Origin of the sequence: Pantoea sp. OXWO6B1 (assembly GCF_001641135.1) — a bacterium.
In the GTDB taxonomy this organism is placed as follows: Bacteria; Pseudomonadota; Gammaproteobacteria; order Enterobacterales; family Enterobacteriaceae; genus Pantoea; species Pantoea allii.
On sequence record NZ_LWLR01000001.1, the window covers coordinates 2,451,308 to 2,473,989 of the forward strand.

Sequence of the window (22,682 nt, forward strand, 5' to 3'; positions counted from 1 at the left end):
TTTTACTCACCGGGCGAGGTTGTGCCTCCCCAGCGGCAGGCTGCGTAAAGGCGATAAGGGCTAGCGGCCTTTCCTGCGCTTCCACTCATCCACAACGTCTCCCAGATTTTTGGCAATATCATTGCGTATCCACGCCATGAACTCCCGATCAAACCGGAATGTCTCCCCGCATTGCGCAACCATAAAACGACGCACGTTTTGCGTGTTCTTATAGTTTTTATCAACGATCGTCATGCGAGTCAGTTCCGCGCTGTGCCAGTCAATGCTCATTCGCTTGCCTCATGTAAAACGGGGTGAAAGAGTAACCCATTGTGCTGCACATTGCTCTTAGGTGATCACGCTGACGGGACGTTTATGCCTGGCTTATCATCTTCCGATATGCGGCAGGCGTAATACCGGTCAGGCGGCTGAATACCCGGCGCATCACGTCTGTTCCCGAAAAGTCGTATTCGGCTACCAGCTTCTTGATGAGCTTTCGATCCTCATTGCCCTTATGGGACGTTTCGTCGGTGGTGGCATTATGCTCGGAACCCTCAGCAGTAAAGCTTTGGTACGAAGATTCACGGTGGCACATCTTCCATTACTGATACACGACATGCTCTTGATTTCCGGGGCAGGGTTTTTGTACAGAGCCTGGCAGGTAAAATAACTCTGCTGCAGACGGACAAGGCTGACACTTTCACTACAGCCAATCTGATTGGCGTTTCTCGCCATCAGGATTTTATCAGGTGGTTGCGCCATAACGGTGAAGGGTAAGCCATGCTGGTAACGTCCGCTTATGGCGCAAAGCGGACTGATGTCAGGTTAATGTCTGCTATGCGCGAAAAGCGGAATTTAGTCGTTGCTTCAAGTGACCATGAAGCCATGCCGAAACGCTAGTTTGCAGACGCTGTAGGTCTTATGGTTATTTCAGATGTATTAACGGTTTCAGGCGCCTCAATGACATGCTTTACAGCATGGGCAATGTCAGCGGGTTTAAGTGCGACAGAACGGTAGGCATCCATCAGCGCCATGGTTTCCTCATGGGTAATTGTTGACGCGAGTTCACTTTCTACAACGCCGGGATTTAAGCAGGTTACACGTATGTTAGGACTTTCCTGTCGTAACCCTTCAGAAATAGCCCGCACCGCAAACTTGGATGCACAATAGACGGCAGCTGTTGGTACGACAGTAAAGGCACCAATAGAGCCGATATTAATTATCTGACCCGATTTCTGTGCTTCCATCACGGGTAGCACAGCGCCAATACCCCAAAGCACGCCCTTAATATTAACGTCTATTGTTCGTTCCCATTCATCCTGATTGCCAGCGGCAAGGGGTGAAAGCGGCATAATGCCTGCATTGTTAATAAGGACATCAATACGGCCCCAGTTGTCCAGTGCTGTCTGGACGAAGTCAGACATGGATTGTCGATCGGTAACATCCAAAGCCCGCGCATCAGCAATACCGCCCGCGCTGCAAATGTCTGCTGCAATGGCATCGATACGTTCCACTCTACGTGCTCCTAGTAATACCTTCGCACCTGCAGTTCCAAGTTCTCTGGCAATACCTTCCCCGATGCCACTTGATGCACCAGTGATTAATATAACTTTGTCCATGATGTTCTCCTGTCATTGATTTCGGAGAGAGAATAGAACTTTACGATAAGTTGCAGTATCCTGCTTTCACTGGACTCAGTGGTTAGCAGTACTAAACAATGAAAATTGATCTCAATCTTTTACCTGTTTTTATTGCGGTTGCAGAAGAGCATAATTTCAGTAAAGCTGCAGCACGGCTGGGCGTGACCCGTTCGGCGGTCAGTCAGGGAATAAGAAGGCTCGAGGATGCTTTCGGCACAATGCTTGTCATGCGGACGACTCGCTCGGTTCATCTGACGGAAGCGGGAGAACAGTTGCGTGTATCTCTTTCATTGCCTTTAACCAGTCTCGAAGCTGCATTCGACAATATTGCTCCTGACAGTAAGCCAAGAGGACTTCTCAGAATCGCGGTGACCTCGATAGCGGAAGAATTTCTTTCAGGCCCGTTAATCGCTTCCTTCGCGGCAGCTAACACCAGTGTGAAGCTTGATATTGTTGTCACTGATAAAGAGTTTGATATTGTGGCTGCAGGCTACGATGCCGGTGTCAGGCTCGGAGAAGTGATTGAAAAAGACATGATTGCTGTTCCGCTTACGGGTGATCAACGTGAAATGGTGGTTGCTTCCCCTTCCTATCTTGCAGCCAATAGTCGCCCTTATCATCCTCGTGAGCTGGTTCATCATCAGTGTATCGGCTGGCGCTCATCCCCGGATGTTGAGCCCTATCGCTGGCCATTTGAAGAAAACGGGAGAGCCTTCGATCTGGCGATTGAACCGCATATTACGACTAATGACCTGCGTCTGATGTTAAGACTGGCTCTGGCTGGTGGCGGCATCACTATGGCTACTCAAGAAACATTCAGGCCATATATAAAAGGCGGTCAGCTTGTGTCAGTGCTGGATGAGTATCTTCCACAATTTCCAGGCTTCTATCTGTATTTTCCCCAGCGCCGCAATATTGCGCCAAAGCTCCGTGCTCTGATTGACCATATCAAAGAATGGCGGCAGACGTTTACTTGCCCCCTCTGAGTGGTTCATTTCCATTTTTTGAATCAGTGAGTTAGTTCAGGGTAAAGGCTAAGATTAGCGCATGCAGATGCTGCGGACTTGTCCAGTATTACGTGATAAAGCATATTTTCTTCACTGCTCCATGCACCTTTGCAAGCTGTCCTGTTGTCCTGCTTAACTTCCTCTATATAACGCCCATGTCCTGCCACCTTATTTCTACAAACTCCTCTGATAGATGAACTCAGGTTCAATTCAGACTGCGGATTTTGGAAACAAACGCTTAAATCCCGGTAGCTACCATGACGGTGGGTTCGCCAGTTATGTCTGCTAAGTCCGCTTCTGGCACAAAGCGGACTGTGGGTAGGTGATGTCCGCTATGAGTGAACAGCTGACGTTTCGTTCAAAATGACTGACACCACATTCGACGGGGCATCCCTAAGGTATCTCATCCGAAAATCGTGCGGTGATCGCATCACGTTCATAACCCTGCGGTTGTGTCAGAATCTGGTATAAATCAGGACGACGACCGTGGATCCAGCGACGTCCGGTACTCATGGCAAGCAGGCTTAAATCCAGTTCAGCGCTCACCATAACATCTTCAAAAGCCCAGGTTTCATTAATGATTCTTCCATAAGGATCCAGGATCATGGCATTGCCTGTTCGGACTTCGTCATCATCTGCGCCTACACCGTTACTAAACAGAAGAAATAACCCGTTGTCGTGAGCACGGGCAGGTAGCCATCGCATCAGCCATTCCCGACCGCTTGCCCCCTTAAATGCAGCAGTAATTTCTTCTTTTCGCGTTTTCCGTTCTGCCCAGAGTGACAGCGGAATGGGTTTCATCGCATAGGGGCTGCGGGAATCGGTACCGCCTGTTTGATGTGGTGCAAGAAGGATATCTGCACCAAGCAATGCCGTAGCGCGCACATTTTCCACCAGATTATTGTCCCAGCAAATCAGAATTCCTACTTTTACCCCCCAGGGAGTATCAAAAACGGTGAAGCGGTCACCGCTGCTGATGGCTGGATGCTCGAAGGCATGAAGTTTACGATGCGTCTGCATTGATCCGTCCGGCATACAGGCAACATACGCATTATAAAGGCGACCATCTTCGGCTCTTTCAATGAGCCCTACGCCAATAAGCATTTGATGTTTTATCGCCAAAGAGTGAACTAACATCAGGGAAGGGCTGGTTGCAATCGGTTCTGCAAGAGCAGAAACCTCTGCGGTGGTGAGCTTGGGTACATGCCAATAGCCTGTGATACACATTTCTGGAAACGAGAGGATCTTCACCTGCTGGATGGCTGCCTGTTCAATAAATTTCTCAATTATCAGCAGATTATATTTTTTGTTATTGGCCTGATGCTGAAACTGTACGGTTGCAGCCTTTAAGAATGTAGGCTCGCGCATGATGCTTCTCCAGTTGTTGTCGAAACTGAATTACATAACGCTTTCCGATAACTGTATAATCAAATGATTTCCATTTCCGATAACCTTTTGGAATGAAAAAATTGAATATCCGTTTGTTAAAAGCTTTTTTGATACTGGCTGAAAGAGGAAATTATGCCGATGCGGCACGGGCACTGTGTATTTCGCAACCCGCATTGACCAAGCAAATTAATCTTCTTGAGTCGACGGTGAAGGTGTCACTTTTTTCACGCGGGCGTCACGGCGCAACGCTGACCGCCGGCGGGAGACGCTTACTGCCAGAGGCTGAAAAAGTGGTCAGGCAAGCTCAGTTGTTTATGCAACACGCAGATCGTGTATCAGTCGGTATTGAGGGCCATATAGCCGTCGGGTTTGGCCTCTCAAGCTTTTATCTGGCACCACGCTGTATTGCTGATTTTCGCAAAGATTGTCCGGGAATAGAGATGTCTTTAACGGATCTTCCCTCCTTCTTACAGTACCAGTTACTGCAAAATGATGAGCTTCAGGTAGGATTTGTCAGGGTACCTCCACCGATAGCGCTTGATTACCTGCCATTATTTACAGACCGGCTGGTTCTGATAGCACCTGCAACGCCGTCGTTATCATTGTCTGCTGCTGAATGGCTAAAAAAATATCCTTTGTTACGTCTTCATACTGAACGAGGGCAGGGTTTAAATGCGCAGATTGACCGCTTTTTGCATGATAACGGTCTTTTTATATCATCCACCCAACTGGCTGATGATATACAAACTATTGTCGCGTTGGTGATCGCGGGTACAGGCGTTGCAATTTTGCCCTATAGTGTTCTGCATATCGCGCCACCGGAACGGGTTATTATTCCGCTAGAAGGCAAGTCAATAAGCTGGAATGTTGGCATAGCCTGGAACGCAAGCACGGAGAATGTCATTCGCGATAATTTTATTGCCAGTATAAGAACGCGTATTGCGGTCGAAACGAGTAATCAGCTATAGGGTTTCATTCCAGGCTGAAGCTGAACAACGCTAATAATCGACTGATTCATGCGTATGTTGGCAACGTCCGCTACTGCACTAAGCAGACATTGTGTTCACATCCCCATTAGGGCTCGAATTTGTCTTTCGCTGGCACCATATCGGGCCTGTAAATCCCTGACCCAATCCCGCAGTCGCCCCAGCGTCAGCTCTTTTTTGCCAGTACATCCTGCAGCATCGCCTTTTCGGGGCACCAGACTCTTTAGCCGCAGATATTCCTCTTCCCGCTGCCGCATATAGTTGAGTTCAGAAGGGGAAACTCCGCTGTATTTCTCAGGCCATGATTAAAATGTGGCCAGAAATTCAAGTCATAAATATAGTATTGTGATTTGTGTCACTAAATATTCCGTTTCGCAAAAAAGGTCATTCTAAATGACAACAGCCGACATGCCTCGCAATTTAATATGCCATTACTATGATGGCCGGACAGTTTAATCTCATTTAAGTTTTTGAACGCACTTAAAAATAGACACTGATGGAATATCACATGCCAATAAATACAGCTGCCATGCAAGAAAAACTATTAAGTTTAATGCAAAGCGTTGGTCAAAATATCTACCTGAAATCAGTGATGAGCGGCATGATGCTCGTGTTACCAGCAACCATCATGAGTTCCGTCGCCACGCTTCTTAAGGTATTCCCTTTCCAGCCCTACCAGGATTTTCTTGTTCGCTACGAACTAGTAAGGTTTTTTGATATACCTATCAATTTCACCAACAACTTTCTGGCAGTCATTGTTTCATTTTCGGTAGCTTACACGCTGGCTAAAAACCTCAATGTTGATAGCTTCATGGCCGGTCTGCTTTCAATGATTTCATTCTTTATACTTACACCCTATAACCCTGGAGAGATCGGTCCACTGGGGCAATCATATTTAATTCCAAGCCAATGGTTAGGCGCCATGGGGTTGTTTACGGGGATTTTGGTTGCCATTGTATCAACCCGTATTTTTACAGGCATTACCCGAAAGGGATTAATTATTAAAATGCCAGAGAATGTCCCGGATTTTATATCAAAATCCTTTTCATCGCTCATTCCTGGTATTGTAATCCTGACAACATTTACTGTTATATCTGCGGTTATAACGATTAATGGTTATGGTAGCATCCATCAAATCATCTATAAACTCATCCAGTCGCCACTCACATCTCTTGGATCAGGCATTGGATCTATTATTTTTGTTGCAGTGCTTGCTCAGTTACTCTGGTTCTTTGGTCTTCACGGGCACGCCATAACGCTAGGCATTGTAGCCCCTATATGGTTTGCTATGGATGCACAGCAGCTGGCTGCGTATGCTGCAGGCATTGAATTACCTAACATCACCGGTTTTGCATTCTTTATGACCTATGGTGTTGCGGGCGATTTATTACCATTAGCGATTATGTTGGCTTTTTTTGCAAAGAGTAGTCGATATAAAACTTTAGGTAAAATAGCCCTTCCTCCCGCGGTATTCACAATTGGTGAACCCATGGCCTATGGTGTACCTTTGGTCATGAACTTTGCTTTAGCTATTCCCTACATCCTTATCAACGGGATTATGTTGGGCATCGCATATTATCTAACTGTAACTGGAATATTGCCGAGGGTCGCTGGCGTCAGCACGCCTGCGGGGATGCCTATCATAATCTCAGGATTCATGCAGGGTAGCTGGAAAATAGCGGCATTCCAGTTTATTGGGTTGTTTGTAAGATTTTCAGCCTGGTACTTCTTCTTCAAGATAGCTGATGCGTTAGCCTGTAAAGAAGAAACGGATGAAATCTGTGCGAGTTAGATAATCAAAATCTGGAAGTTGACCATGAGAAATACACTACGCCACGGTGGGTTAAATGTTGCAAATTAATTATCAGACCAGTCGAATTGTTGTCGACAGACTCCCTGTTGCATGTCACTGGAGCGTTAAGCATATACAAACATCGTACCATGTAACAATTTTAAAAGACGATACCGTGGTGCATGAACTTACTGGGGTTGGCGATAGCACAGATCTCCTTTTAACTGGCTTTGAGTTGAGTGAGTACGGCACATATACTGTGAAGATTAATTCATGCAACAGTGCTGGTAGTATGGTTTCACTGAGTAATTCATTCATTACGGGTAATCTGGGTAACTTCCACGGCAACTGGATAGCAAAACCTTTTCAGAACAATAAAGATAAACCCGAAGATAGTAGTGCGCGAAACACAGTTCTCAGGAAATGTTTCCCTATCCAAAATGCAATCGATAGGGCTGTAATAAACATTACTGGCCTTGGATTCTATAACCTATATATAAATGGGGATAAAGTATCAAGGAATGAACTTAATACCGACTGGACTAATTACTCGAAAACCGTCTATTACGATACCTATGAGATAAAAGATTACTTAAAAACAGGTGGCAATACTTTAATCATTGAACTGGGAAATGGATGGTATGCTCCCTCCGAAATGAAACTATTCGGGAAGTATAATCTTCGTGACATGTTATGTTCAGGGGTGACTCAGGCAATCGCTGATATTTTTATACAGGGTGAGGAACTGTCAGTACGTCTATCGACGGATGAGACATGGGAATGCACTGAAGGCGCATATTTTACCAACAATATCTACCTGGGCGAAACCTTAGATTCCCGATTGTTCAGTGGTCGCAATACCACAGAACTGGTATCACCCAGATGGAATAACGTCCTCCTGGCGAAAGGGCCACAAGGGCAGATGGTGTCCAGTTATATCCCCAAGATAGAAAAAATTAAGTGTCTGGACTTTAAAGAAATCCATGTTCTGAATGAATCAGAATTCATCGTAGATTTTGGGGAAACCCTTTCTGGGCTTATTGACCTTTCGGTGAGCGCCTCCGAAGGACAAGTTATCACTCTGACATATGCTGAGTGTCTCGACGATGATTACACGTTGAATACCGGGTCAACGCTGGCTGGCTTCATTGGAAAAGAGGTAGCACCCGGCATTGTTATAAATGGTGGAGAGTCATCACCCGGTCGTGCAGAGCAAATCGACCAGCTCATTTGTCGAAGTGGCATCAATCATCTGGTTAACAAGTATACCTATCATTCTTTTCGCTATGTGAAAGTGAGTGGAATGAACCTGGATCAGTTACTCTGCATTATGGCGCACAAGGCATACAGCAAACTCGAAAGCGCCGGCGATTTTCTTTGCTCAGACTTGTATTTAAACCGGCTGTATGAGATTGCGCGTAATACCAAACTAAACAATATTCACTCCGTGTTCAGTGATTGCGCGCGGGAGCGGTTTGCGTATGGTGGGGACATCGTTGCTCTGGCAAAATCTCAGGTTTATCAGTTTAATTCTGCAAAGATGTACGAAAAAACCCTTTCAGACTTTATCAACGACACGCGGAAAAATGGTGGTTTTCCTGAAACGGCACCATTTGTGGGAATTAAAACAAACGGAACCGGGGAAACAGCCGGCCCTTTGGGATGGCAGCTTGTTGTTCCCTTTTTGCTTAACATTCATTACCAGCACTATGGAACGCTGGATCTCGCACGTGCGTTTTTTCCATTCCTGGAGCGTCAGCTTGAACACCTTAACAGTGTCGGGTATGAAGGGCTTCTCGACTGCTGCCTCGGGGATTGGGGGAGTCGAGATTCTGGTGCCGTTGACTATAAGTCTGGTTCGCCCGCTCGCAATTTCACGACCGCATGTATCTATTATCTGCATGTAAAGTTACTCCATAAATTCAGCACTATTCTTAGACTGAACGGTAAGTCTGAATTTTATGCGAAACAAGCACTTGAAATCAGGGATCGTATTATTACTGATTTTCGAAATGCTGATGACAGCTTTGCAGATAAAAGTCAGACAAGCTATGTTTTTGCACTCTATATGGAATTAAGTGATAACCCCAAAAAGTTAGCCAGTGAACTGGCTAATGCTATCCGCGATAATAATTACCTGGTAACCTGCGGAATTTTTGGGCAAAGCTTCCTGTATGAAGTTCTCCGTCATTATGATGAAAATGAAGTAATCATGAAATGGCTTCACGCCTGTGGGGGATTCAAAAGTATGCTTCATGACGAGGATACTACCCTGAAAGAATTTTTTGGTGATAATAAGAATGGCTCATGCAATCATGCGATGTTCAGTTCTTATACTAGCTGGATGACTCAAGGGCCAGGAGGTATTATTATTGAGGATAATGCAAGAGGTAGTGATACTGTAAGAATACAACCTGCATTTTTGGATTCATTACAGTTCGTCGACTGTACACATCAAACTGTGAGGGGATACATTTCTTGCAAATGGCAACGTCTTGCAAAAGGTATTGAAATAGTGATCAATATTCCATTTAATTTAAAAAAATGCATTCTGGTTATCTCAGAAGAGTATAATGTCACGGGTAACATCCATGAACCTCAGTATTCCGATGGTGTTAATCAATACTTTGATATACGAAATGCTGGTGAGGTCAGCGTGTTACTGACCTGAACGCTTCATTAATTAAAAGCTCCATGTAGGTGTTTTATGATCAATCCTGAAATACATGACAGTCTGTTAGCATATACAGAGAGAGAACTTGAGATTTTACGTGCTAACTATCAGCTGAGTCATAAGTTTAAGAACCGCATGGAGCGTAGGTTTTTTAAAGATAACTATATTTATATTGAAAAACAGACTCGTTTCACAAAAGTGTCCTTGCATTCACATGATTTTATAGAACTCATCTATATCTATCAAGGAAGTATGCGTCAAAATGTCAATGGCGTGCCCATGACATTACAGGAAGGGGAAATTATGCTCCTCAACCAGTTTGCTAAACACGAAATTGATTCTGCCGGCCATAACGACATCATCATTAACTTCATCATCAAAACGGAGTTTTTTGGCAAATTAATGTCGTTGTTTGATGAGGATAACCTGATATCGGATTTCATTCTCGCGTCAATAAATGGTAAGCGTCGTTATGGGGAACATATTCATTTCAAAGTGGGTGAGATAGATTCTATCCAGAACATTATGCACATCATCATTACTGAGATTTATAGCGCAAATAAACTTAGAGAGGTGCGCGTTAATTTTTTAGTGGGTTTGTTGCTGACCGAATTACTTGCAAATATTGAGTGTAGTGACTATCACATTAATGGAACTTACAATAATTCGATATCAACATCTGTCCTCAGATATATTGATGAGAATTATAAAGTTGCGACACTTAACGACATTTCTCGAAGGTTAAATCAGCCGAATTATAAGGTAAGCAAATTACTCAAAGACTTCACCGGAAAGAACTTTAGTGAACTCCTTATTGAAAAAAGGTTGGATATCCTAACGCATTTACTAAAAAACACAAATTATTCAATAATTGACGCAATCAACATGTCCGGTTATGAAAATGCCACTCACTGCTATAAAATATTCAAAAATAAATACGGCATGAGTATCAAGGAATATCGCAATAGTTTTAACTAACCCTCTTTCCCTGTTCGGAAAAGTCAGGCATTTTTGTCTGGCTTTTTTTAAATTTAATATTGAATGCAAAATTCGACATACAAAAACACAAGCCTGGTTATAACTCTACTTTGGCGGTCAAATATAATGGTTGTGATTTCTTTTATTATTAAAAAATTACCCTACCATTACCAGTGGAGCTATAATAATGTGTTTAAATAAAATAACGCTTTATTTATTGCTGTTTTGTAGTTGTATAAATGAAAGCTATTCTGCAAATATTTCTGAGGATGGCTCGTTTCAATTAAATGGCTATGGAATGGTTGCCGGCGATTTTCAGAGCGAATACAACAGACCCAAAAACATGACGCTTCATGCAGATCCCACTGGCCCGAATCAGGACCCGCGAGGAAAAATGGGGGATCTCGGTAACAGCTTTTGGCACGATTATTATACGTCGCTTGCCGTTACCAAGAAATGGACAGGGATCGGCGCGCCTGAACAGTGGGCTGATTACACTTATCAGGTTGTAGGGTACGGAGATAAAGCTCTTGAAACTGCACAAAACTATGGGAGATTTGGTGGACTGAATTTCCTGCCAGATGAGTCGAATATCTGGGCGGGCCGCCGCTATCTGGACGAGCGGATCAATGTGTTTGCCTATAATACTAAAGAAGTTCACATTGATTCAGGAATAGGTTACAGCAGTAAAAATTTTGATTTTGCTGTAGGGACCGCTCAGATTGACTGGTCAAGCTCTGGCGCGCCGATGGCCGCAGAAGGTTCACGCCGGATTTTCGACCTCACTTATCGGCTCGGATTAACAGAGTGGGGCATTACTTATGTCAAAGAACTGGATAACCCACTTGGTACCGGTGTACAGCAGGCCACAAGTTTCTCAGCTAAATACACTATGCCAAACTACCTTGGCCTGATTAAAGGTCAATCTTCACTACAAATTCAGTATGGCAAAGGCGTTATAGCGCAATACCTGAATACCAGCCGAATAAGTGTACTCAGTGAGAAAGGGGATTCATCTGTCAGATTTACTGTCGATGGAAGCATTTCACAATTTGAAGATTTTACCGTAAATCCCGCTTTTATATATGAATATACCAAACGTGATAAGTCTGCAGACCGAACCACGGTTATACCCGACCTGGCTTATTCTGGTGGCGATATGATTTATGGCTACGAAAATGAAACGGGGATTTTTGGTGGCGTAACGGTAAAACAAAACCTTCATCATCAGAACATTTCAATGCTCTATGAATTTATTGTAAACAATACCAAAAACAAGAATGGGGTCGCCGGTGCTAATGGCAATGCCTACAAAATTTCAGTAGGTCCGGCTCTTCAACTGGACGTGCTCCCTTATATCGCACCACTTGCCAGTCTGACATTGACCTACGCCGGGGGAGATCGTGAAATAACCCTGTTGCCAAAAGCATCTGAATGGCGAGTGGGCTATCGCATGGAAGTCTGGTTCTGACGGTGTCTGTCTTTAACGCTATTCAGGAGTAAAAAATGTATAGAAAATCAATTGTGGCATTGACCGCATTCTTTACCTTATCTGTTTCCGCAGCCGGTCAGGTAGCAGAAAGTAAAAATATCAAATTAACGCCAAATGCACTGGCTGTTGAAATGATCCCTGATATTACTTACTCATTTACACAGAATACCATGGGCAGGCCTCTGCAACTGTCAATGGACGTTCTTAAGCCTTACTCCCCAAAACCGCTTCCTGCAGTGGTATTTATCACCGGTGGGGGATTTATTGATGCACCGAAATCAAAGTTCATTGGCCAACGTGTCGATATTTCACGGGCGGGTTATGTGGTGGCCAGCATAAACTACCGGGTAGTCCCGACAATGGTCTTTCCAGGCCTGCTTGAAGATGCTAAAACGGCCGTCAGGTTCTTACGCACCAATGCTGACAAACTGGGTATTGACCCTTCCCGGATCGCCGTGATGGGTGAGTCAGCCGGCGGCTATCTGGCTGCAATGGTCGCCACCACTAACGGCATCAAGACGTTCGATACGACCGAATATTCCGGGCAAAGCAGCGATGTGCAGGCAGCGATTGATCTGTATGGCTTATCTGATCTCACCACGGTCGGGAAAGATTTTTCTGATGAAATTATAGAGGCGCACAAGTCTCCCGCTATTCCGGAAGCAATGCTGGTCAACGGCATTCCGTGGCAGGGCGGAGGGTCCATTCTTTCTAACCCAGGCAAGGCTAAAGCGGCAAATCCTATAACCTATATCTCCGACAAAACCCCGCCATTTTTACTGATGCACGGCGATGCCGACAATGTGGTGTCGCCAGGCCAGACAGGTATTTTGCATGAGGCGCTTATTGCACATGGACGTGATTCAACGCGTTATATCGTCGAGGGGGCCGACCATGCTGGTTTGATGTGGTATCAGCCTGAGATAACCAAGATCATCATTAATTTTTTGGATACCCATTTGAAGGACAAAAAATAACTACGGGTAATGCCGGATCATTCCCGTGATAAAAACGAATTGCAGGTCAGTTGCACTATTGAATTGAACATATTCTGGGGATTATTTCACTGGTTCAGTGAAAATCTCGATTGTAAAAAATAGGGAGTTAACTTGAAACGTATCTTTTTATGTTGTGCTGCCGGTATGTCTACCAGCATGGTGATGAAAAAAATGAAACAGGCTGCAGAAAAGAACAACATCGAAGTCGATATCGTTGCGGTTTCGATGGAAGATTTTGATCGGACTCTGGCTCTGTATGACTGCTGTCTTCTGGGACCACAGATCAAGTATAAATTTGAGGAGTTTCAGGCTAAAGCCATATCAGCGGGAAAAAAAATAGCGGTAATCAATAGCATGGATTACGGCATGATGCGCGGAGAGAAAATCCTCAATGATGCACTGGCTCTTTTTGAATAACGAACGGTAATCATCAGCAATAACAGAATTGAGGTAGCAAATGGATATGGAATCAACGGTAATGGAACTCATCATCAATGCAGGTGAGTCCCGTAGCTGTGCCATGCAGGCCCTTAGCGCTGCAAAAAAGGGTGACTGGCATGAGGTCGAAGCGCAAATGAATGAATCTTTTGCCGCATCTAAGCGGGCTCACGACGTACAAACAATGCTTATTGGTATGGACGAGGGATGCGGCAAAGTTCAGGTAAATCTGGTCCTGGTTCATGCGCAGGATCATATTATGAATTCGATGTTAGTCCGGGAAATGGTCCAGGAATTCATTGATATTTATCGCCAGCTTCCAGCGCGTTCTGCATAGCCTCACGCTTTTGCTGACAGATCTCATCTATTGCGTCCATATAATATGGACGCTTATTGATTAACGTCCGCTGCTGCACAAAACAGACTGAACCAGGAAAACTGTCCGCCATGAGCGACAAGCGGACAATATTAACCCTGTGTGATGGCGGAAAAAATGTACTCCAGGACGTGCGCTCTAGAACCTGAGCGTAGCGGTTGCGGTAATCTGTCGCTCCGCGCCGTAAAAACACGCTGTTGTGGCGTAGCATCCTGCGACGTAATTCTTATCAAAGAGATTGTTAACGTTCAGCCCTATGGTTGAACCCGGCATACTGAATCTGCCCAAATCATACTGTATGACGGCATTCCAGATCGTGTAGGGCTTCACTTTAAAGGAGTTTGCGTTATCACCTTCCGTAGACCCGATATACCGACTGCCTAATCCTACCGTCAATCCGCTAAGAGACGTTTCATGGAAAGTATAGTTTCCCCATAATGCCGCCATATTTTTTGGAATTTCAGCAGGACGATTACCTTGATACAACGTATCTTTGGTATATTCTGCATCCGTGTAGGAATAGCTGCCGATAATATCGACATTTTCTGTCAGCGCTGCTTTTGTCTCAAGCTCAATACCTCGGGAGCGTTGCTCGCCATTTTGTATTGAATATAAAATATGCTCAGGATCTGAACTCAGATTTTTATCTTTTGTTAACTGAAATACCGACAAGGTTGCGGAAATCAATTGATTGTCAGGAATATATTTTATCCCGGCTTCATATTGTTTGGCGCGAGATGCCTGGAACATTTTACCTGTATAGTCTGATCCCGTGGTTGGCAGGAAGGATTCACTGTAGCTAATGTAGGGTGAAATACCGTTATCAAACAGGTAGTTCAGGCCTCCACGCCATGTAAATTCATTATCATCCTGTCCGGCGGAGGTATTGTTAGTAAGACGATTGACGCTGTCTACTTCAGACCAGTCATAACGCCCACCCAGTGTGAATACCCAGTGATTCCATTCCGCCTGATCCTGCAAGTACAGGCCCGTCTGTTGCAGATGATCGACCTGATCCCGGTAACCGAAATACTGCACCGCCGTATTACCATATACAGGATTGACCAGATTCAGACTGGACGCTATACCCAGCGCCTGCCATACATCATTACGCGTGCGCCGGTAATCCACGCCCATAAGCAACGTGTGGTCTACCTCATAGGTGGAAAACGTATGTTGCGCCTGAGTATCAACAGCGAAGGTCGACAAATGCTCTTTAGCCTTAAGCGCACCTCGGGTCAGTTGCGACGGATCAAAGGGGGAAATCTGGCTTCCAAAGATTGTTCGGTAATCCATATCTACCGTTCCGTAGCGCAGGTTCTGTCGTATTGTCCAACTGTCATTGATTTGATGGTCGAAGGCATAGCCGACTAACTTCTGTTTACGGGAAATTTTATTATAGCCCGGTTCACCATCGTTAAAACTGGTGGGTAATTTTCCACCCGCGCCACTGGTTACCGTTCCTTCTTTAGGCAGGTAGCCAAACCATCCTGTATCGGGTTCATCGAGAAAACTGCTTAAAAAAGTAAACTGGGTTTTGTCGCTGGGACGCCATGTGAAGGACGGCGCGATAGAATAACGCTTGGCTTTTTCACCCGTCTGTTGCTGATCCTGATCGCTGGCCACGCCTGTCAGTCGGTAAGTTAACTTATTGTCGTCATCAACCGCGCCGCCAAAATCAAAACCGGTCTGGAAAAGATTATGGTTGCCTGCTTTAAACTGCACTTCGCGAAGGGTTTCCGGTGTCGGACGCTTGCTGACCAATGCAATAATGCCGCTGGGGTCACTCAGGCCATACAGGACAGAGGCAGGACCACGCAGCAATTCAGCGCGTTCCAGCATATAAGGATCGACCTGGAATGAAGTGAAACTGTCACTCTGCAGTTTGAGTCCATCAAGATAAATATTATCGCCGACCTGGCTGAACCCCCGGATATTAACTGAATTAAACCCGCTTACTGAACCGCGACTGTCAACCATCACATCGGCTGAATAACGAAAAGCATCTTTCAGTGTCTGTGGGCCGAGCAAATCCATTTCTTCACGCGTGACAACGGTAATTGACTGGGGGGTTTTACGGAGTGGCGTATCTGTTTTAGTGGCTGTCGCACTTCGTTTTGCCACCACGGAACCTACTGGTCCCCAGGCATTTTCTGCAGCGTTACTCTGCCCATCGCTTGTTACCGTAAGTGTATCCTGCTTAGGTGAAGCCCCGTCGCTGTCTGCTGACAGGGCGGGAAATGACAGTGAACTCATTAATGCGCTAATGATGACCGCACAGTAACGTGGAACAAGGACTCTTCGTACTTTCATGTCTGTATGCACTCGTAGGGTTTGAATAAAATACATTTGACTGAAACGAATAAGCGCCAGGCCCGCGCGCGCCACTTTCTAAAAAAGAAGTCTGCTTTCCATGACGGTAAACCGGCCCCGAACAGCGGCATCTGCGCCTTCTGTGACCCTGTTGTCAGGCAACGCCACTCAGGCTGCGCATCGGTGGGAACGCAGCCGTTATCGCTGTTCAGCACGCGGATTCATAACGTTTCAGTCGTAAAACATCCAACACAAATAAAAATCATTCTCATTTAATAGCGAGAATGATTTTTTCGATAGCGAAACCCAGACATAAAATTTTTCATTTCAGCCAAAAGTGACGAGTTTTTCTTTTCAGCGGGGGGGAATCCAGACTTAACGTCAGAAATGATGTGGTTGATGTCGCCTTCACCGGCAATATCGCTACAACGAAATCAGAGAAACACCTGAATGTTTCTTGGCGTCAACGACGGTTAAAGGCCGGCTTTTTTCCGCCAGGGCGTCATGCCACTGGGTATGAATGAAGTGTGATAAACAACAACCCCCAGGCGGAACAATCCGTCAAGAAAAGGGGGGGAACGTCTGTTGTCTGGGCGAACTGAACGAGCAAGGGATGACGGATCAGGCTGTGCGTTTAATCCAGATAAATTTTGCCAGGCATAACACCTGCTGCAAATTTCTCTGTTCTTTCAAAAAGGTAGCGTGCTGGCGGCTTGCCGACTGCTTTTCGGAACATGGTGATAAATCCGCTGGCGTTCTCATAGCCAAGTTCCAGCGCCACGGTCTGAACGCTTTCACCGCGGGTTAGGCGCTGAAGTGAAAGAATGACATGTAGCTGCCGACGCCAACGGCCATAACTCATGCCGACTTCCTGCAGCATCAGCCGGCTCATGCTTCTTTCACTCATACCAATGCGATGAGCCCATTCGCTTAAAGAGGATTTGTTAATGGGATCGGCCAGCATCATTTCAGCAAGCTGACGCAGCCTTCGATCACGTGGCATTGGCAGATGCAGGTCTTCTACAGGCGCTATAGATAATTCATCAAGTAGGGTTGCTATCAAACGGCTTTCAGGCCCCTCTGTCGCATAGAGCCTCGGTAAACTCGCTGCTTTAAGCAATAATTCACGCATGAGTGGGTTTACTGAGAGTGTGCAGCAGGTTTTCGGCAGCCCAGGCATCGCTTCGGGTTCAATAAACAGGCAATAGCATTCTGTATTTCCAGAACCACGTGCAGAATGTGGCATGTTGCCCGGTATCCACACGGCACATTGCGGTGGAACAATCCACATCCCCTCGTCTACCTCACAATTGAGCACGCCCCGGACGGAATAGAGTAATTGCGACTTACGATGTTGGTGTGTTTTATTTTCCCAGCCGCGTGAAACCATGGATGCGCTCATGGCAAAAACGGCGCGCGGAATGCTGTCAATATCAGGCATAACAACAGAATTTAGCGACGGTCCCAGGGACATACATTCAGCCTTAAGGTTGAGCGAAGCGTTTTTGGCGGATTTAAACAACATTATGACCAACATTCGCAATGCAGTCTAAGGGGTATTTAGATAATTTTATTAAATAAGAGTTTTGGTTTCTTTCTGTGCTGCGCGCCACGTCACTGACGTGGCTGTTTATCGGCGCGACATCAGCTCTGAAAATTTAATTAACTGATTGACAGGATTATTGCTATGCGAATTGATGATGCTCATTTTCCTATTGTATGGATAAACATGAATGCTTCGGGCAAGGACACGGTTGCGTCTCCGTTTAGTGAGTTCGAAGCGTTACTGGCGCGTAAGACACCCTTCGTATTGCTTAACGATGAAGGTTTTACTGAAAGCAAACATGAGCATTCCGCCGATGAGATGAAGCTCACAACACGCTGGATGAAAGCTCACAAAAATGAATTAAGAACCTTTGTTAAAGCCTCCATAATGATTGAGCCAAACATTGTCAAAAGGACGGCAGCCAGACCTTTCGCCGTGATATATGAAAAGTTTTGGGGCTATCCTTTATTGATGGTCCCCTCAAAAGAAGAGGCTTTAGCAACCGCAAAAACATTACTTTAAGCGAGATAAATCCGGTTAAAACGCACACCGCTCACAACCAACAGTCGCAATTAAAAGATGAAATGGCGACTGCCTTTCCGAGCCTCCTCTCAATCCCTGCATGTAAAGCCTGTGAGCGCATTTCTTAAGCCGCTGTCTGCTTCTGACCGTCAGCAGACATCCTTCCCAATACCTCCTTTTACACCCATCGAAAATAATAATCACAGCAATCGCTGAAGCTATGGCCGCATGAGTCGATAACGCTTGCTCGGCTCATTTTTAGTGCCGAGGAGGGCTCACGAATACCGATCGCGAACGGATCGGCATGTAGCCCTCTTTTTTTTACAACACCAGTACGTGCATTCCTTTTAATAACAACGGAAATAACACTATGTCTGTCATCAAGACAATGACCAGAAGCTTAACCGGTTCCCGTTTTGCAGGGGCCGCTCAGCCCGCCGACGGGATTTTCAACTGTGAAAGCTTACCAACATCGCTCTCTGCAGCAGGCCTCAGCAATCGTGCTGCGGGTATTTTGCTGACGTTTGTGCCGCCAGAGGCAGATTTTCAGAAGGTCAGTCAGGTATGGCAACGTTTTACATCGGCGGATCTGACCGTCATTACGCTCTCCTCGAACGGCGCACTCAGCGCCAGCGGTAAGCAGACCACTTACTGCAAAGGTGAAGGGCAGGAAGGCAGTTGGCTTTGGCTACCGCGCAATCTGATTGCGGAGCATGAAACGCACATCGTCGATTTGCATCTTCATGACACCCACACGGCAAGCGATCGCATCAGCGCCATTCAGCATGAACTGGCCGCGCTGAAGCTGCGTATGCCGCTCTCTGCTGACCGCACCTTTGCCATGATTTACTGTGACGGCCTGTCAGCATCGGAAGGATTTTTGATGCAGGCCTGGTATAACACCGGCCGTTTTCCGTGCCTGGCGATTGGTGGCTCCGCAGGCGGACGCGCAACCTTTGATGGCACATGGATTGGCGTGGGTGGTCAGGTGCTGCAGGGCAAAGCCGTTATCGTTTTCTGCCAGATGGCAGCGGGTAAATCTTTTTCGCCCTTCAAGAGTCAGAACTTTGAGCCGCTGAATAAAAGCTGGCTCATTGCGGAAGCCGATCCCGTTAAGCGTACGCTGACCTCGGTGTTCAACCCGCAGGGGCAGCAGCAGCCTTTCACCCAGGCACTGGCCGAACATCTTGGCTGCAACGAACAGCAGCTAACCGAGAAGCTGAAAGGGCTGACATTTGCCGTTAAGGTGGGCGAGGTGTTTTTTATTCGCTCAGTGGCGAAGATGGACAGCCAGAGTGTGCAGTTTTTCTGCGATCTGGAGTTTGGCGATCGGCTTTATTTAATGCGTGAGACCGATTTTAAACAGGCCACGCAGCGTGACTGGCAGGCGTTTACCCAGCGTCACGGCAAACCGGCGGCTGTTCTGATGAACGACTGCATACTGCGTCGCGCAGGCAATGCCGATAAGCTGCACGATGCGCATTTCTTTAAAGGGATTCCTGCCGCAGGCTTCTCCAGCTTTGGTGAGATTCTTGGCGTGCCGATCAACCAGACGCTCTCTGCGCTGGTGTTCTTTAATCACAGCGTCAATGCCATGGCGCAATTTCCAGTGGAATATGCGAGCTATGCCGCGCATTACGCTCAGCGCGCGTTGCGTCGCTGGGAGGCGCTCAACCGAGTGCAGTCGGGCGTGCTGGCCCGCGTGGTGAACTATCAGCAGGAGTTAGCGCCCATCGTGCAGGCGCTGCCGGTGCTTGAGGCGGCAACCCAGAGCCAGGGCGAAGCACTGATGATGGCCGAAAGCAGCATCCGTGCCATCAGCGATATCGCCAAAGAGAGCCAGCAGGCGCAGAGTCGCCTGGGCGAGGGGCTGGACGATCTGGAAGCGATCTCCAATGGCATCAACGTTATTACGCATGGCATCAGCAATATCGCTTTCCAGACCAATATTCTGGCGCTCAATGCGGCGGTGGAAGCCGCACGGGCAGGCGAGGCGGGCAGGGGATTTGCCGTGGTTGCCGGAGAAGTGCGTCGTCTGGCGCAGTCCTCCAAAGAGCAGGCGGAAGCCACGGCAAGCAATATCAACGATGCGGTGAGTACGATTTCACGCATTCGCGACGTTGCGACAAGCACCGTACAAACCGCCACGGATATGGCTGACCGGAGCATTCACGCTGCCGATGCGATTGCGGTGATGAGTGATCGCACCCGGCATGAACGGGCAGGTATGGCAAAGCAGCTGGATAGTCTGCGCACCTTAACTGCGGGCATGGATGCCATGCAGGAAGCGGTGGCCGAGCTGAAAGTCCTGCAAACCCTGTCCACTTCTCGTTAAGGCAGCGCTGGCGCAGCGGTTATAAACGCGCTGCGCCAGCCAGTCTTTATCGTTTGCCTGGCCTGGCCATGTGATCGCTTCAGCTGCTCGTTGACGCAGCGCGGCTGTCTGCAAACGCGGGCGGTGCGCCGGTTTCTTATTGATGGCAACCCTCGCGCGGCTAAGGCAAACCGTTAACGGCACGCCAGATGCTGCACACTTTACAGAAGGACCCGAACTTGCGTCTTACACCGTTGCGCTATACTGTCACCCAGGGCCAATGCTGCCTGCCGCTCGCGTCCGCAAGGATAAGGTGAAAGCATGGTTTTTCCTGATATCAAATAGCTAACAACTCTTGAGAGTCGGGGCAGGGTAATGCGAGCGCCATCGAGCCTTGACGACAGGAGAACCCATGTTATCTATCGAACAAGCCAAACAAATGGCGACAAAACTCAAATCTTCTCTGGCGCAGCGTGACCTCACGCTTTCTCACTCAGCCGCCCTGGAAACAGTGGCACATCAGTTGGGTTTCAGAGACTGGAATACGGCATCCGCCACATTGCCCGCGCAAACCCCGCCTTCGGCCGTTTCTTTCAGTAAAACCATCCCGATATTAAGAATTTTTGATGAGCGCAAGGCGCGAGAATTCTATCTGGATTTTCTGTCTTTCAGTGCCGAATTCGAACACCGTTTCGAACCCGGTTTGCCCTTGTATATGGGGATAGTCAGAAACGGCTTACAGTTGCACCTCTCTGAGCATCATGGCGATGCCAGCCCTGGCGCAACGGTATTTATTCCTGTGCAGAATATTCAGGTATTCCGGGATGAGCTGCATGAGAAAAAGTACGGCTACGGTCGCCCGGACATTGTTGAGCAGGATTGGGGGCGCGTGATGGAAGTGCATGATCCCTTTGGCAACCGGCTCCGTTTCTGTCAGGGCTGATCGGCGTGGTCAGCCTGGTCATAGCGGCTAAGCGGGCCATGTCTGCGTCATCGCTTCATTGAACAGGCGCGTGATGTCAGTGGCTTTGGGCGAATGGCGGACATTCGCCCGCAGCGGCAACCAGCGCGTTTGGTGAATTTGTACTCTTGAATGGCTGGAAAAAGAAGGAGCGTGATATGCAGTCAGTCCACCTCATGGGTGACGGATATGAACCCTATGTCGAACAGAAAGGGGATACGTTGATCTACTCCCTCCCTGTCGATTCCGGTTTTATCACCTATGAATTTGCCTTTGAGATTAGCCAGGACGATCTTGATGTCCTGCTGTCCGATGATTACCGACGCGCCGTTCTCGAAATTACGGCACATACGCTGCTTCAGCGTTCGACGTTAAAGGGCTATGACCGCTTTACCCCGCACGATTTCGATGACCTTGTTGCGAACACGCTTCACTCAACGCCAGAATGCCTGCAGACATTCATTGCGCAAGTCAGTCATGAACATCACATCGGTATAGAACTTTATGCGAAAAACATCATGGAACGACGTTCTGCGGCAAAGTCGTGAGCGCTGAACAGGATGTAAGCCTGCTGGCCCTGCGCCACGCTATCTGGCCCTGTGCGATGCCCGGCAATGCCGCCACAGACCGGGTTTTACTTTGAGGATGACGCGATGACCCCTTTTTATCAATTTCATGCCATCAGCCTGCGTGGCGAACGCATTTCTATGGGTGATTACGCAGGCAAGCTGGTGCTGGTGGTTAATACCGCCAGCCACTGTGGCTTCACGCCACAATACGCCGGCCTTGAAGCGCTCTACCGGAAGTACGCCGACCAGGGACTGATGATACTGGGTTTTCCCTGCAACCAGTTTGGTAAGCAGGAACCCGGCGGTGCCGATGACATCGCCCAGACTTGTCACATCAATTATGGTGTGAGCTTCCCGATGTTTGAGAAAGTGGAGGTCAACGGCGCCGCAACGCATCCGGTGTTTCGTTACCTGAAAGCTGAATTGCCCGGCGTGCTGGGCGGGCGTATCAAATGGAACTTCACTAAGTTTCTGATTGGACGCGACGGCAAACCGCTCAAGCGTTTTGCACCGATCGCTACCCCGGAAAAAATGGAAGCCACCATCCTGACCGCTCTTGAAAGCAACGTGTTGCGCTAGCCCATCCTGAAAGCGTTTGCGCTAACCGGGTTATCGCCGTGTGAAGATTTATTCAGCACGGAGCTTGCGCCCTGCTGGGTATACGCCGCGGCGTCAGCAACCCCGTTATCTGCGACAGAACAATGGCAA

General features: G+C 47.2%; 19 protein-coding genes. 14 read left to right on the top strand and 5 right to left on the bottom strand.

Annotation, left to right across the window (positions count from 1 at the left end; all coding sequences use genetic code 11):
* Positions 1-60: 60 nt before the first annotated feature.
* A complete protein-coding gene (locus A6A26_RS13685) occupies positions 61-270 on the bottom strand; it encodes a DUF6434 domain-containing protein (RefSeq protein WP_063879239.1) in 210 nt (69 codons plus the stop codon).
* A 605-nt stretch (positions 271-875) separates the two neighbouring features.
* Positions 876-1,598 carry an SDR family oxidoreductase gene (locus tag A6A26_RS13695; RefSeq protein WP_063879241.1) on the bottom strand — a complete coding sequence of 241 codons (723 nt, stop codon included), beginning with the start codon at positions 1,596-1,598 and terminating at the stop codon, positions 876-878.
* 98 nt (positions 1,599-1,696) lie between these two features.
* Between A6A26_RS13695 and A6A26_RS13700 the strand changes: the two genes are divergently transcribed.
* A complete protein-coding gene (locus A6A26_RS13700) occupies positions 1,697-2,605 on the top strand; it encodes a LysR family transcriptional regulator (protein WP_063879242.1) in 909 nt (302 codons plus the stop codon).
* A 414-nt stretch (positions 2,606-3,019) separates the two neighbouring features.
* Here A6A26_RS13700 and A6A26_RS13705 read toward each other — a convergent pair whose 3' ends face one another.
* Positions 3,020-3,994: a nitrilase family protein gene (locus A6A26_RS13705; RefSeq protein ID WP_063879243.1), complete on the bottom strand. Its 975-nt coding sequence runs from the start codon at positions 3,992-3,994 to the stop codon at positions 3,020-3,022.
* Between the two features lie 101 nt (positions 3,995-4,095).
* Here A6A26_RS13705 and A6A26_RS13710 point away from each other — a divergent pair, with 101 nt between their 5' ends.
* From A6A26_RS13710 to A6A26_RS13745, 8 genes are all read left to right on the top strand, one after another.
* A complete protein-coding gene (locus A6A26_RS13710) occupies positions 4,096-4,983 on the top strand; it encodes a LysR family transcriptional regulator (RefSeq protein WP_063881157.1) in 888 nt (295 codons plus the stop codon).
* Positions 4,984-5,554: 571 nt separating this feature from the next.
* Entirely contained in the window at positions 5,555-6,793 is a 1,239-nt protein-coding gene (locus A6A26_RS13715; RefSeq protein ID WP_162287592.1) for a PTS sugar transporter subunit IIC, read from the top strand.
* 55 nt (positions 6,794-6,848) lie between these two features.
* The gene (locus A6A26_RS13720) at positions 6,849-9,464 is read left to right on the top strand and encodes a family 78 glycoside hydrolase catalytic domain (protein ID WP_063879245.1); all 2,616 of its coding nucleotides are present in this window, start codon (positions 6,849-6,851) and stop codon (positions 9,462-9,464) included.
* A 36-nt stretch (positions 9,465-9,500) separates the two neighbouring features.
* Entirely contained in the window at positions 9,501-10,445 is a 945-nt protein-coding gene (locus A6A26_RS13725; RefSeq protein ID WP_063879246.1) for an AraC family transcriptional regulator, read from the top strand.
* Positions 10,446-10,632: 187 nt separating this feature from the next.
* Positions 10,633-11,916, top strand: a complete 1,284-nt coding sequence (locus A6A26_RS13730; RefSeq protein ID WP_063879247.1) for a carbohydrate porin — start codon at positions 10,633-10,635, stop codon at positions 11,914-11,916.
* Positions 11,917-11,951: 35 nt separating this feature from the next.
* On the top strand, positions 11,952-12,914 hold the full coding sequence (locus A6A26_RS13735; protein WP_082875184.1) for an alpha/beta hydrolase fold domain-containing protein: 963 nt from the start codon (positions 11,952-11,954) through the stop codon (positions 12,912-12,914).
* 132 nt (positions 12,915-13,046) lie between these two features.
* Positions 13,047-13,352: a PTS sugar transporter subunit IIB gene (locus A6A26_RS13740; protein WP_063879248.1), complete on the top strand. Its 306-nt coding sequence runs from the start codon at positions 13,047-13,049 to the stop codon at positions 13,350-13,352.
* A 40-nt stretch (positions 13,353-13,392) separates the two neighbouring features.
* Positions 13,393-13,710 carry a PTS lactose/cellobiose transporter subunit IIA gene (locus A6A26_RS13745; RefSeq protein ID WP_063879249.1) on the top strand — a complete coding sequence of 106 codons (318 nt, stop codon included), beginning with the start codon at positions 13,393-13,395 and terminating at the stop codon, positions 13,708-13,710.
* A gap of 177 nt (positions 13,711-13,887) precedes the next feature.
* On the opposite strand, the gene fhuA is transcribed toward A6A26_RS13745, so the two are convergent.
* Together fhuA and A6A26_RS13755 are read right to left on the bottom strand one after the other, a co-directional pair.
* The gene (gene fhuA / locus A6A26_RS13750; protein WP_063881159.1) at positions 13,888-16,062 is read right to left on the bottom strand and encodes a ferrichrome porin FhuA; all 2,175 of its coding nucleotides are present in this window, start codon (positions 16,060-16,062) and stop codon (positions 13,888-13,890) included.
* Between the two features lie 634 nt (positions 16,063-16,696).
* Entirely contained in the window at positions 16,697-17,536 is an 840-nt protein-coding gene (locus tag A6A26_RS13755) for an AraC family transcriptional regulator (protein WP_063879250.1), read from the bottom strand.
* Between the two features lie 213 nt (positions 17,537-17,749).
* Between A6A26_RS13755 and A6A26_RS13760 the strand changes: the two genes are divergently transcribed.
* The 5 genes from A6A26_RS13760 (at position 17,750) to A6A26_RS13780 (ending at position 22,553) form a co-directional block, all read left to right on the top strand.
* On the top strand, positions 17,750-18,130 hold the full coding sequence (locus tag A6A26_RS13760; RefSeq protein ID WP_063879251.1) for a hypothetical protein: 381 nt from the start codon (positions 17,750-17,752) through the stop codon (positions 18,128-18,130).
* Between the two features lie 370 nt (positions 18,131-18,500).
* Positions 18,501-20,465: a methyl-accepting chemotaxis protein gene (locus A6A26_RS13765; RefSeq protein WP_063879252.1), complete on the top strand. Its 1,965-nt coding sequence runs from the start codon at positions 18,501-18,503 to the stop codon at positions 20,463-20,465.
* A gap of 391 nt (positions 20,466-20,856) precedes the next feature.
* Positions 20,857-21,387 carry a glyoxalase superfamily protein gene (locus tag A6A26_RS13770; RefSeq protein WP_063879253.1) on the top strand — a complete coding sequence of 177 codons (531 nt, stop codon included), beginning with the start codon at positions 20,857-20,859 and terminating at the stop codon, positions 21,385-21,387.
* 176 nt (positions 21,388-21,563) lie between these two features.
* Positions 21,564-21,953, top strand: coding sequence for a hypothetical protein (locus tag A6A26_RS13775; protein WP_063879254.1), 390 nt, complete (start codon positions 21,564-21,566; stop codon positions 21,951-21,953).
* Between the two features lie 105 nt (positions 21,954-22,058).
* Positions 22,059-22,553: a glutathione peroxidase gene (locus A6A26_RS13780; RefSeq protein WP_063879255.1), complete on the top strand. Its 495-nt coding sequence runs from the start codon at positions 22,059-22,061 to the stop codon at positions 22,551-22,553.
* Positions 22,554-22,682: the final 129 nt, after the last annotated feature.

Excerpts from the sequence above, each read along its gene's own strand:
- A6A26_RS13685 (WP_063879239.1), bottom strand. The coding sequence starts at position 270 with ATGAGCATTGACTGGCACAGCGCGGAACTGACTCGCATGACGATCGTT.
- A6A26_RS13695 (WP_063879241.1), bottom strand. The coding sequence starts at position 1,598 with ATGGACAAAGTTATATTAATCACTGGTGCATCAAGTGGCATCGGGGAA.
- A6A26_RS13700 (WP_063879242.1), top strand. The coding sequence starts at position 1,697 with ATGAAAATTGATCTCAATCTTTTACCTGTTTTTATTGCGGTTGCAGAA.
- A6A26_RS13705 (WP_063879243.1), bottom strand. The coding sequence starts at position 3,994 with ATGCGCGAGCCTACATTCTTAAAGGCTGCAACCGTACAGTTTCAGCAT.
- A6A26_RS13715 (WP_162287592.1), top strand. The coding sequence starts at position 5,555 with ATGCAAAGCGTTGGTCAAAATATCTACCTGAAATCAGTGATGAGCGGC.
- A6A26_RS13720 (WP_063879245.1), top strand. The coding sequence starts at position 6,849 with ATGTTGCAAATTAATTATCAGACCAGTCGAATTGTTGTCGACAGACTC.
- A6A26_RS13725 (WP_063879246.1), top strand. The coding sequence starts at position 9,501 with ATGATCAATCCTGAAATACATGACAGTCTGTTAGCATATACAGAGAGA.
- A6A26_RS13730 (WP_063879247.1), top strand. The coding sequence starts at position 10,633 with ATGTGTTTAAATAAAATAACGCTTTATTTATTGCTGTTTTGTAGTTGT.
- A6A26_RS13735 (WP_082875184.1), top strand. The coding sequence starts at position 11,952 with ATGTATAGAAAATCAATTGTGGCATTGACCGCATTCTTTACCTTATCT.
- A6A26_RS13745 (WP_063879249.1), top strand. The coding sequence starts at position 13,393 with ATGGATATGGAATCAACGGTAATGGAACTCATCATCAATGCAGGTGAG.
- fhuA (WP_063881159.1), bottom strand. The coding sequence starts at position 16,062 with ATGAAAGTACGAAGAGTCCTTGTTCCACGTTACTGTGCGGTCATCATT.
- A6A26_RS13755 (WP_063879250.1), bottom strand. The coding sequence starts at position 17,536 with ATGTCCCTGGGACCGTCGCTAAATTCTGTTGTTATGCCTGATATTGAC.
- A6A26_RS13760 (WP_063879251.1), top strand. The coding sequence starts at position 17,750 with ATGCGAATTGATGATGCTCATTTTCCTATTGTATGGATAAACATGAAT.
- A6A26_RS13765 (WP_063879252.1), top strand. The coding sequence starts at position 18,501 with ATGTCTGTCATCAAGACAATGACCAGAAGCTTAACCGGTTCCCGTTTT.
- A6A26_RS13770 (WP_063879253.1), top strand. The coding sequence starts at position 20,857 with ATGTTATCTATCGAACAAGCCAAACAAATGGCGACAAAACTCAAATCT.
- A6A26_RS13775 (WP_063879254.1), top strand. The coding sequence starts at position 21,564 with ATGCAGTCAGTCCACCTCATGGGTGACGGATATGAACCCTATGTCGAA.
- A6A26_RS13780 (WP_063879255.1), top strand. The coding sequence starts at position 22,059 with ATGACCCCTTTTTATCAATTTCATGCCATCAGCCTGCGTGGCGAACGC.